The 11,201-nt window shown below is 39.3% G+C and carries 9 protein-coding genes; 3 read left to right on the forward strand and 6 right to left on the reverse strand.

All coding sequences use genetic code 11. The features are described 5' to 3' along the window. Positions 1-21 precede the first annotated feature (21 nt). Positions 22-1,191 (forward strand): MFS transporter, encoded by a 1,170-nt coding sequence (locus tag WDC_RS04965; protein WP_044010770.1) that lies wholly within the window; start codon positions 22-24, stop codon positions 1,189-1,191. A 2-nt stretch (positions 1,192-1,193) separates the two neighbouring features. On the opposite strand, the gene WDC_RS04970 is transcribed toward WDC_RS04965, so the two are convergent. The 3 genes from WDC_RS04970 to WDC_RS04980 are packed head-to-tail and all read right to left on the reverse strand — an operon-like array spanning position 1,194 to position 4,614. Continuing rightward, complete coding sequence (locus tag WDC_RS04970; RefSeq protein ID WP_044010771.1) at positions 1,194-2,042, reverse strand: sugar phosphate isomerase/epimerase family protein; 849 nt, start codon at positions 2,040-2,042, stop codon at positions 1,194-1,196. A 37-nt stretch (positions 2,043-2,079) separates the two neighbouring features. Further along, positions 2,080-3,489 carry an MFS transporter gene (locus WDC_RS04975; protein WP_156127006.1) on the reverse strand — a complete coding sequence of 470 codons (1,410 nt, stop codon included), beginning with the start codon at positions 3,487-3,489 and terminating at the stop codon, positions 2,080-2,082. Between the two features lie 24 nt (positions 3,490-3,513). Beyond that, the gene (locus tag WDC_RS04980; RefSeq protein WP_082040920.1) at positions 3,514-4,614 is read right to left on the reverse strand and encodes a glycoside hydrolase family 88/105 protein; all 1,101 of its coding nucleotides are present in this window, start codon (positions 4,612-4,614) and stop codon (positions 3,514-3,516) included. 145 nt (positions 4,615-4,759) lie between these two features. Between WDC_RS04980 and WDC_RS04985 the strand changes: the two genes are divergently transcribed. Beyond that, entirely contained in the window at positions 4,760-5,749 is a 990-nt protein-coding gene (locus WDC_RS04985; protein WP_044010773.1) for an AraC family transcriptional regulator, read from the forward strand. 64 nt (positions 5,750-5,813) lie between these two features. On the opposite strand, the gene WDC_RS04990 is transcribed toward WDC_RS04985, so the two are convergent. The 3 genes from WDC_RS04990 to WDC_RS05000 form a co-directional block, all read right to left on the reverse strand. After that, positions 5,814-6,806, reverse strand: coding sequence for a D-isomer specific 2-hydroxyacid dehydrogenase family protein (locus WDC_RS04990; protein WP_044010774.1), 993 nt, complete (start codon positions 6,804-6,806; stop codon positions 5,814-5,816). Between the two features lie 25 nt (positions 6,807-6,831). Next, positions 6,832-8,481 carry a mannitol dehydrogenase family protein gene (locus tag WDC_RS04995; protein ID WP_044010775.1) on the reverse strand — a complete coding sequence of 550 codons (1,650 nt, stop codon included), beginning with the start codon at positions 8,479-8,481 and terminating at the stop codon, positions 6,832-6,834. Positions 8,482-8,665: 184 nt separating this feature from the next. Next, positions 8,666-9,355 carry a GntR family transcriptional regulator gene (locus tag WDC_RS05000; protein ID WP_044010776.1) on the reverse strand — a complete coding sequence of 230 codons (690 nt, stop codon included), beginning with the start codon at positions 9,353-9,355 and terminating at the stop codon, positions 8,666-8,668. Positions 9,356-9,576: 221 nt separating this feature from the next. Here WDC_RS05000 and gntK point away from each other — a divergent pair, with 221 nt between their 5' ends. Further along, entirely contained in the window at positions 9,577-11,115 is a 1,539-nt protein-coding gene (gene gntK, locus WDC_RS05005) for a gluconokinase (protein ID WP_044010777.1), read from the forward strand. Positions 11,116-11,201 lie beyond the last annotated feature (86 nt).

Raw genomic sequence — 11,201 nt, forward strand, 5'->3', positions numbered from 1 at the left:
CAACTAGGGTGGTAATTTAATATGAGTCAACAAAGTAAATCATTAAAAATTTCATTACTCGCGATTTCTTTAATTTTGACATCACCAACAGCCATCACGGCATCAATCCCGGCAATGCAACATAGCTTTACCTCTATCTCAGAAACTAATATCGAATTTTTAGTCACCGCTCCATCATTTTTCATGGTACTGGGTATCTTAATTAGTCCAATTTTGGTTAAATATTTGCGTGAAAAAAACACAGTATTATTGGGCTTAATTATTGCTGGGATTAGTGGTACGTTACCGGTATTTACTGATAACTATTCAGCTGTTTTGGCGACTCGGATCCTCTTAGGTCTAGGACTTGGCATCTATAATTCATTGGCTGTATCTATGATTTCACTATTCTTTCAGCCACCAGAGTCAGTTCGATTAATCGGTTTTCAAAATTCATTTCAAAATTTTGGTTCGGCCATTATGACCCTGATCGCCGGCTATTTACTGTTATTCAACTGGCATTTGTCATTTGGCATTTATGCATTAGCGTTTGTACTAGCAATCATGTTTTATTCTTTTGTTCCGGACACCCAAAGAATGCCGCACCTGTATAAAACGCGCAGAAAAAATACATCTAACTTTAGTTTTTCGTTTGGTCTATTTAGTGCAGTCATTGGAATGTTCACCTGCATGATTTTTTATACCGGAATCACGCTTAAGTTCACACCGCTGATGGAACTGCGTAACTTGGCCACGCCAACGCAATCCAGCGTAACACTGACTGTCATGCTAATTGTGAGTGGCATCAGTGCGTTGGCCTTCGATCGGTTAAGCCTACTTTTTAAGCAAAATATATTACTCTTCGCCTTATTTTTATTGGGCAGTGGCTATTTCTTGATTACTTTTAGTAATAATTTTGTTTTTGCCTCGTTAGGACTAATTATAAGTGGTGTCTCATTTTCTATTTACGGGCCATACTTTTTTTCCAAAACGGCGGCACTAAAAAATTGCACCCCAGAAATAAGTGCAATTTTGCTACTAGTCGGTGCCAATGTTGGTAATTTTGTGACACCATTCATGTTCAAATTATTTGGTACCCTTGCCAATTATTCTTTAACCGCTGAATTGATTATCAGCTCGATTATTATAACCGTGATCTTCTTGAGTTACATCGGTATCTTAAAGTCAAAGCTGTTCCTTAAATCAGACTAAATTTAATTAGCTGCCACTATTTCTCTCATTTTATCGATTGCTTCATTGACCGTGCCACTTGGCAACTCGTCCATTAGGATCGGGACATTGGGTGCTAGATTAGTGACCGTCTTTATTGCCTCATGCAACGGAGCAAGTCCCATGCCTGGCACAACAATCTTAATTAAACCTTGCTCATCGAAAACATAATCCTTTAAATGAACAGCAACGATTTTATCACCAAATGCCGCAAACGCTTCTTTGATGATCTCAATTTCGTCAGTGTTCTTACCATGATAAACCAGACTAGCTGGATCGAGTAATACGTTCAGATTCGGGCTGGCAATGTTAGCCAGTACCCGCTTAGTAGTCGCAATCGAATAAATTGGATGATTAAGCCCCGGTTCAATCGCAAAATCAATGTCATTTTGTTCTGCTGCTGGCATAATTTGCCTAATTGATTCCAGCACTGCCTGGAACGGTTGCTCTGTAAAATTATCAGTTGTAAATTTAAAAGACGGATCGATGCTACCAGTCTCAGTTGCCACCACACTAGCACCAATCGCGCCAGCACGAGCCAGATACCCCTTTACTCGCTGCAATAACTGTTGCCGTAATACCTCATCAGGATGAATTAAATTAATATAGCAGCCCAACACCGCTACTTTAACATTATGAGTCGTAGCGGCTTTATTAATCTCTTTAGCTAGCGTTTCAGTTATTTGTTCACCATTATTAGTCAATGCTGGAAATGATTTCGCTGGTGCAAGTTGCACCTGCTGAACACTTAATCTTGCTAGTTCAGCAAATAAATCATCCGGTTTATTTAAAATATTAATATCATGTGCTCTGATCCCGATTGTTACGTTCATATGTTCTTGTGCCTCCGTGATGTTTGATTTTTTAAATTTATATAGCAAAGTTTTCTTTTGTTTTGCTCTTATTTAATGGATACCAGAACAATAGGATTAATGCCGCAACCCCACAGCAAACTGCTGGTAACAATGTTGCTAACATGTAGATTCGATTAACAACTGCTGCTGATGACTGATAACCAATAAAGGCTAACATGAAACCACCAATACCACCTGCTAGTGCTTGCCCACATTTACGGGCAAATGAATTCAATCCATATACCGTACCATCTTCACGTAGTCCGGTCAGCACTTGATGATAGTCGATAACATCCGTAATGAATGCCCAAACCATTAAGTTAAACAATCCGGCTCCTAACGTTGCAATGAATAACAGTGCCAAGAACAACCATTCATTGTGCGTGTGGATAATAAACATAAAGATATATAGTGCCGTGGCAACAAATAGTGCGGTAATAGATGCTTCTTTTTTACCAAATTTGTTAGTTAAATATGTGGCAAATGGTGCCAGTAAGATCACGGTTGCGTACGTAAACACCATGGCAACCGACATTGCGGCGGCGCTCTTGAAGTAGTCATTGAACAAATAAGTGGTCGTTGTACCGGCTAGAATTTGGTTAATAACTAATAGCACATCGGCGAAAACTAACGCAATTAAGGCACCATTTTTACCGATTCCTTTGAGGATAGTTGAAATCTTAATGTTTTCACTCTTCTCAACTTGAACTCGTTCGTAAGTCATGTGATACGTGAATAAGTATGAAATAAATGCTAATGCAACACAGACAATGGCAATGATGAAGAAGTGGCTACCTGAAACAATCTTTTTGCCGGCAGCTGTGTGGGCATACATAAAAATCGGAATGAAGAATCCTGTTAACCCACCACCAAGTGCAGAGCCCACACTTCTGAATGTTGATAGCGAAGTTCGATCGTCGGGATTCGAACTGATTGCTGATGCCATTGAGCCATAAGGAATGTTAATAGAAGATTGAAAGATCCCGTAGAAAATGTAGGTCAGGAAAATATAAACTAATTTAACCGGCATCGAAAATGCGTTGACTGCTGGAATAAACAATAGAATCGTGGCAAATAAGAATGGGTATTTCATTCGCTTAATCCAAGGTCGGAACCGGCCTTCAGATGTTAGTTTAGCTGTATCAGTTAATCGTCCTACTGTAATATCTGCAAACGCATCAATAAACCGAGCTAGCAGGAACAGTGTCCCAACAGCGGCACCAGAAATACCTAAAACGTTCGTATAATAAATCATCAAAAATGAATTAACTAGCCCTAATACAAAACAATTACCTAAATCACCAAACGCATAACCAATTTTATCTTTCCAACCAAATGGGCGATCACTACGAATAACTTTTTGTGTGTCTTGTCCCTGTTCTTCTGCCGTTTCGTTAGAGTTTGGAACTTCTGCTGTGACTTTCATAATATAAGCCTCCATAAGACCAATTTATTTCTGTTTTAACTCTTTCAGATATTCGATTAATGCCAACGCTGCCATCGACTGACCATATGGCATTGTTGAGATTTTAATTTGTTTATAAAATTCGGCATTCGCTCCCATTGGAGTTCCTGCGGATACTTTTGCTAAGGAACCGTCTTCACGGATATTATCAAATAATGCCGTCAGGCCCATTAAACCGGTTTGTAAGTATCGCTTGTCCAAATATCCCTCGGCGACCCCCTTTAAGATGCCGTATGTGAATCCGGCAGTTGCCGAACCTTCTAGGTATGAGGTTGGATCATCAATTACCGTATGCCATAATCCGGAATCATCTTGCAATTTGGCTAATGTATCGACTTGCTGTGTTAAGCTTTCGTCCAAGAACTTGTATGTTTCGTCGTCTTTAGATAAATGCAGTAAACTAAATAATTCTGGAATGGCGATCGTAATCCACGAGTTTCCTCTGCCCCAGAAAACAGAGCCAAAATTGTTTGATTCTTTGAACGTCCAGCCGTGATACCACAGACCTGTTTGTTTATCTTGTAAATACTTGATGTGAACCATAAACTGAAATTTAGCTTCTTTGATGTAGTCATCGCGTTTGAGTACTAACCCTAACTTAGCCAATGGAATCACACTCATCATCAGTGTGTCGTCCCACATTTCCTCTGGATTTAGATCACCAAACGTCACGTGTTGCAACCCACCACTATGGGTTCGAATGGCATCATTGAATAGCCATTCACCCCATTCTTGTAAAATTGGTAAGTAGCTTTCATTATTAGTAATTTCATACAGGTCTGCCAAAGTAGCCATTTGAACCATTGTGTTGATATTTTTTTCGGGTTGTTTTGGTAATTCTTCAGTAAACCAATCGATAATTTGCTGCAGAATTTTTGGTTCGTGGGTAATCTGATAGTATTGCATCATGCCATATAGTCCCACGCCAGATGTCCATTCCCAAAAATGAAAACTTTTATTATCGATAATGGAACCATCGGCCACTTTGATTGAAAATTCACCAGTCGGATCAGATAAATGAACTAAATTATCGATAAGTTTTTCAATTGTTGCCTGAACCTCAGTTGCACTACGAATTTGCGCCAAAATAATCTTCCTCTCCTACTAAAATTAAATAATTCACAAAATTGATTCTCAAGCTAAATCGCTTACAATTTAATTTAACAATGTTATACTTTTCACATCAATACATATTATTAAGTACTTTAGTACCAAAAATACAGGTGGTTAAATGACAAAATTAGATGATCTATTGTTTAAGTTAACGTCAATTGAGGAAAAACAACAAACTAGCGTTGAGTTTGTGCAGGATTTACCAGAAGAAACTCGTACAGCGGAAACTGGCTTTTTTGAGTTAGAAGATAAATACTTTTTTCACAACCACGATGTCTTCATCAGCAAGCATAATCGCTTCGCCAATTATCCGCAGCATTCGCATCAATTTTTGGAAATGAATTATATGTACTCAGGCAGTTGTACCCAAATTATTGATGGCAAGAATATTACCCTCAAAAAAGGTGATATCCTGCTAATGGATGTTGGCAGTCAGCATTCAATCAAGGCGCTTGGCACCAATGATATCTTGCTAAATATTTTATTTCAGAATCAATCTGTTAATCTGTCATGGCTAGAAAAAATGAAGGGATCTTCAAGCATTGCCTTTCAAGTCTTATCTCAATTAACCGAATCAAACGAACAAAATAATCGCCACGCTATTTTCCACACGACTTCAAAAAGCGATATTCAGCAAATGGTTTTAAAAATATTAAACGAATATTTCTTTCCGCGTGAATTTTCGAATGCATTAATCAGCAACCTTCTACCAATTTTGTTAATTGATCTAATTCGGGAATATAAAATGGAAATGTTACCGATTCCTTCACTAGAGAACAACGAAACCATGAAAAAGATTCTTAAAACAGTGGAAGTCAAGTACGCAACTACGTCTCTGACCAAAATTGCAGCAGAATATTCGTATAATAAAAATTACTTAAGCAACTTAATTAAGCAAAAAACCGGATTAACTTTCACCCAACTTCTTAACCGGCAAAAATTAATGAAGGCCCACCAATTGATTTTATCCACCAGCTTTTCGATCTCCAAAATTATTGATATGGTTGGCTTTTCCAACCATACTTATTTTTACCAACAGTATAAGGACCAGTACTACGAATTACCAAACGCAACCAGATTGTCCAACCCAACCTTTATCCCCAATTAGAGCTAATAAAAAGCGCATTCCGAACCATCTCGGAACACGCTTTTTTATTATTTCTTATCTATTTTTAAACTGTCTGCGTCAATTCACGCACAAGTGGCTTGCCGTTAGCCAAATTGGCCACATCAGAAACACACTTTTCACCCATGCCATGAAGACATTCGTAAGTGTAAGCAGAAGTATGTGGCGTGATTAGAAAATGTTGATCCTGCAAAAATGGGTGATCTGCACGAACTGGTTCAACTTCCATTGTATCAGCAGCGTAGCCAGACACTTTGCCGCTCTTAACGGCGGCCAGCATTGCCTGTTCGTCAATTAAAGCGCCGCGAGCATGGTTGACAAAGTAAACCCCATCTTTAGCTTTTTTAAGAGCGTCTGCATTAATCAAATGATAATCGCCATCGTTTAGGGATGCATTTAATGAGATGTAGTCACATTGGGCTAGTAATTCATCTAACTCCACCCGTTGCACCTTCGGATTTTCATCAAACCAGCCTGCAGCAGCATGTGGCTCTGGGTCGGTAATCATTACCTTGCCGCCAAAGAACTGGAACAATTCCGCAACCCGGCTACCAATATTACCACAGCCGATTACACCAAAAGTCTTAGAACTAAATTCATGGCCCATAAATTCAGCACGGTCTTCATACCGGTCCGCTTTGATGCGGTTAGATGACGGCGCAGCTTGGCGTACTACGGCCATCAAGTTAGTTAATGCATTTTCAGCCACCGAGTTACGTTCAACCAATGGCGGTACAATTGTAACTTTGGTCCCATGCTTCTTAGCAGCAGCTAAGTCAATGTTGTTATACCCAATTCCATGACGTGAAATCAACAATAGCTCATCTTTATTATCAAAAAAATCGGCTTTGAAAAATGGTGTCACACTTGAGACAATCACATTGTAACCATGTAATTTCTCGGCCAGTTCTGGACCGGCAATGTTAGGATCAACCATAAACCGATCCACTGTTCCAATTGCTTCCAACTGTTGCCAATGTTCCTTGAACACTTGACCAAAACTACTTGAATTAACTACCGCAATTTTATACTCTGTCATGTCTAACCTTCCTCTTCTTTAAATATTATTCGTTGACTGATTGTGCCTTAGCTGCCAAAGTCTCATGCAATACAGTTGCAATTGCATCAGTACCAGCTAACATTTGCTTGAAGTACGCTTCAACTTTGTCACCCAGACCAACCTGGTAAAGATCCATATTGAAAATTGTCTTGTTGCTCAAAATCCCCTTAACACCCGCATGAACATCCACTGATGCATCTCCGAGTTTGAAACCAGCAACTTGTGCATGCAGCTCATCAAACATTGGATCTGGACTCGGTTCAAAGGTTGTGCCCTTATCATTAATTCCCATCAAGTATCGCAACCAAGTGGCAATTACCAATGGAATAAAGTTCAATGACTGTGGGTCACGATTAGAATCATCAACATAGTGTTGGATGGTAACACCATAACGGACGCTCAATTTTTGTGAGGTATCGGTAGCAATCCGTTGTGGTGTATCAGGGATATATGGGTTAGGCAAACGTTTTGTCAATAACTCATTAATAAATTGTTGTGGGTTGATTACTTTGGGATCCTTCACAACTGGCAGTCCCTCAACATAACCGATTTGCGTAATTAGTCCAACCAAATCTTTATTCTGCATTTCTGCTGCAATTGAATCATACCCCAAAATACTACCATAGATTGCTAAAGCAGTATGGAGTGGATTCAAGCAAGTGGTTACTTTCATTTCATCAGCGTCATTAACGGTATCGCGGTCGGTCATAATGACTCCAGCCTTTTCAAACGCCGGACGACCATTAGGAAAGTTATCTTCAACCACGAGATAATGTGCTTCTTCAGTGTTAGTGAAGGCAGCAATGTTTGTATGTTTTTTTGAATGAAGAATAGTTGAATCTTCAAAACCATCATTCTTTAAGTCGGTAGCAATTTTTTCAGACGGATTAGGTGTGATCCGGTCAATCATTGACAGTGGAAAAGCAACTTTATTGCTGTCAGATAGATAATCAACAAATGCCTGGTTAACGAAACCATTTTCCAACCACTTTTTAGCAATGGTCAAGACGCTATTTTTAAGTCGATCACCATTTTGTGAGAAATTATCAGTGCTCATTAATGTCAATGGTGTGGCGCCGTTTTCAAAACGAGTAAGTAATAAACTTACTAATAACGACATATTATTTTGTGGTTTAGCAGGTCCATTGTTCAAGTCTGCTTCGACTGGTGGGAAAAATTCACCGGCCCCATTTTGTAGATGATAACCTTTTTCAGTAATCGAGAAGGAAACCACTTGTAAACTTGCTTGTTTAAAAATGGCTTTCAGCTGATCAAAGCTGGTTGTGTCATTAGCGACAGGTCCTGCAAAAATAGCATCTGCCACTGAAGCGAACAGTTCGCGGTCTTGCGAACCATCAGCTTTTGTCACAACTCGAACAATTCGTTTATTGTACTTGCCATAAATGTCATTCACAACAGCATCATCATAGGTATCAACGACAATCACACCAGTGTTGCTCTCGCCATTTTCTAATAGCCGTTCAGCAATTGATGCATGAAATGCTCGAAACAAGTTACCACCACCAAAGTGAACCCAGTGTGGACTGGCCAATGTTCCCTTTGTCATTGCCGCTCGATCAAAAGTTGGAACCTTAATGTTGCTTTTTGCAAATGCGTCTTTATTTTGTACATAATCGTCTGTAATCTTAACCATGTTTGAAACTCCTTCCACCTATTTTGAAAGTTTACTAGTGATTAACTGATATACTAGTATGCCTGAATACGTTTTCAGTTTATCACATTTTCACAAACTGTCAACGTTATTTTAACCACCAAAGTTATTAATGTAATGGTTCAATTAATGTTTATTAGAAATAATAACTGCTAATTTCACAAATTTAATTAGCCGGATTATTGATGAAATAATCGGGAAACTTAGCGAGTAGACTGGGCATTTCTTGAAGCATCAACCGCAGATGTGCTTCACTGGCGAAGCGCACGCCCTCAACATTTTTCTCCCTAACAGCATCAAAAATGTTTTGGTGCTGTTCTAGTAGCGTATCCCAATTTAAATTAGCAACCTCCAAACGTAACCAACGATATCGATTGAGGTGCATATTGATCGTCTGAAGCCAGTCCCAAATCATCTGGCGCTTTGCCCCAGCGTAAAATAGCTGATGAAATTCCTCATCCAAATCAAAGAACAAATTGTTATCACTATTTTTAGCCGCCTCGGCCTGTTGTTTCAGGTTATCGCTCACTCGTTCAATAAGACTATCATCAGCTTTAATAGAAAACTCCAGCAGGATGTCTGGGTCGATTTCGCGCCGCAGAAACTGCGCATTTTCAGCAGATTGAAGGTCAATTCTCGTCACATAGGTACCGCTTTGTGGAACCACTTCAACCAGCGAATAACGTTCTAGCCTAATTATTGCCTCACGCACCGGCGTTCTACCAATCCCCAAATTTTGCGACACAATTTTTTCAGATATCTTTTGACCCGGAAAATAAACTCCGTGTAATATCTGATATTTCAACTGGTTATACGCGTCTGCACGCATATTAAAATTGGTATTTTCAGTATCCATTTAATCACTCACTTTTGTTTTTGTTTACTATTATACTAGTCTTTAAAACTTGTGCTGATTTTCTTTAGATAAAATTAAAATTAAGCATTCTAGACAAAACTGATATACTTGTTGTTGACAAAGTAGTAAAATAGTTGTTAAATGAAAGCGTTAACACCTACAACTAAAATTTAGCTGCACTAATTTACATTTTTATTTAACACCATAGGAGGTAATCTAAAATGGATTACGTAGTGGGAATTGATATTGGAACAACAAGTACTAAGGCAGTTCTATATACATTGCAAGGAGACATTAAAGGATACTCAAATCAACTGTATCCACTATATCAAGATACACCTGATATGGCAGAAGAAGATCCAGATGAAATTTTCAATGCTACCGTAACGGCCTTAACTGAAGTAGTAAAAAATGCCGATGGCCGTGTTCGTGCAGTCTCATTTTCAACCCAGCAACACAGTTTAGTGGGATTAGATGCTGATCACAAACCCCTAACCCGAGTGATTACATGGGCTGATAATCGTTCTGAAAAGCAAGCAACCGAACTGGGCAAAAACGGCCAGGGATTAAAAATTTATAACAAGACCGGTTTACCGATTCACCCAATGGGTCCGGTTTATAAGTTGCTGTGGTTAAAAAAAGACGAATCACAACTCTTTAATCAAACTAAATATTGGGTTGGTATTAAAGAATACGTTTTGTGGCGTTTCTTCCATCAGTTAAAAGAAGAAACCTCAATGGCCGCCACAACCGGTTTAATGAATATCTTTAAAATGGACTGGGACGAAGATATCCTTAAATTTGTTGGCATTACACGCGACCAATTACCAGAACTAGTTGAACCAACCAGTCAATTAACCGGATTAGAACCAAAATTAGCAGATCAAATTGGTATCCCAGCGGACACTCCGTTTGTCATGGGCGCAACTGACGGTGCTCTTGCAGAAATTGGTCTGGGCGCAATCGGAAAAGGTGAAGTTGCTGTTACCATCGGTACTTCTGGAGCTGTCAGAACATTTATTGACAAACCACAACTCGATCCAAAGGGCCGAACATATTGCTACCCAGTTATGGATGGTAAATGGATCGTCGGTGGACCAGTTAATAATGGTGGTATTGTCTTTCGTTGGGTACGTGATAATTTATTTGCTCCCGAAAAAGAAACAGCCAAATTGCTCGATATGGATCCTTATGATCTATTAACTGACATTGCTAAAAAAATTCCAGCTGGCTCAGATGGCTTAATTTTCCACCCATTCTTAGGTGGCGAACGAGCACCAATTTGGAATGGTAATGCCCGCGGTTCATTCTTTGGTTTAACTCGTACCCATACGCGTGCTCACATGGTGCGTGCAGCCCTTGAAGGGGTTGTCTTTAACCTTTACACCGTTCAACTAGCACTCCAAGAGGCAGTTGGTGAGCCCACTTTGATTACCGCCACAGGTGGCTTTGCTCGATCAGCACTTTGGCGTCAAATGCTGGCCGATATCTTTGAACATCCAGTTACTATTCCAGAAGCATTTGAAAGTGGCTGTTTAGGGGCCATGACATTAGCTTTGATTAGTATTGGTGAAGCGGACGATATGTCAGTGGTGAAGAAGTTTATCGGTAAGCAAAATACTTACCAACCAGATCCGACTAACTTCAAGAATTATCGCGATTTACTTCCAATTTACCTAAGTGTGGGTCGCAAATTGGAAGGTGAGTATGATGACATCGCAGAATACCAGCGACAGCACCCACATCCAAGTGAAGAATAAAAAGTAGTTAAAATACACATAGATTTCGAGCATTAACCTATCAAAAAGAGTGATAAAAAATATAAAGAGGCTGAAGCAAAAACGTA

This window comes from Paucilactobacillus wasatchensis (assembly GCF_000876205.1).
In the GTDB taxonomy this organism is placed as follows: Bacteria; Bacillota; Bacilli; order Lactobacillales; family Lactobacillaceae; genus Paucilactobacillus; species Paucilactobacillus wasatchensis.

What these genes read in the sequence shown, in the direction of transcription:
- gntK (WP_044010777.1), top strand. Translation starts at nt 9,577, where the DNA reads ATGGATTACGTAGTGGGAATTGATATTGGAACAACAAGTACTAAGGCA.
- WDC_RS04975 (WP_156127006.1), bottom strand. Translation starts at nt 3,489, where the DNA reads ATGAAAGTCACAGCAGAAGTTCCAAACTCTAACGAAACGGCAGAAGAA.
- WDC_RS04985 (WP_044010773.1), top strand. Translation starts at nt 4,760, where the DNA reads ATGACAAAATTAGATGATCTATTGTTTAAGTTAACGTCAATTGAGGAA.
- WDC_RS05000 (WP_044010776.1), bottom strand. Translation starts at nt 9,355, where the DNA reads ATGGATACTGAAAATACCAATTTTAATATGCGTGCAGACGCGTATAAC.
- WDC_RS04965 (WP_044010770.1), top strand. Translation starts at nt 22, where the DNA reads ATGAGTCAACAAAGTAAATCATTAAAAATTTCATTACTCGCGATTTCT.
- WDC_RS04995 (WP_044010775.1), bottom strand. Translation starts at nt 8,481, where the DNA reads ATGGTTAAGATTACAGACGATTATGTACAAAATAAAGACGCATTTGCA.
- WDC_RS04970 (WP_044010771.1), bottom strand. Translation starts at nt 2,042, where the DNA reads ATGAACGTAACAATCGGGATCAGAGCACATGATATTAATATTTTAAAT.
- WDC_RS04990 (WP_044010774.1), bottom strand. Translation starts at nt 6,806, where the DNA reads ATGACAGAGTATAAAATTGCGGTAGTTAATTCAAGTAGTTTTGGTCAA.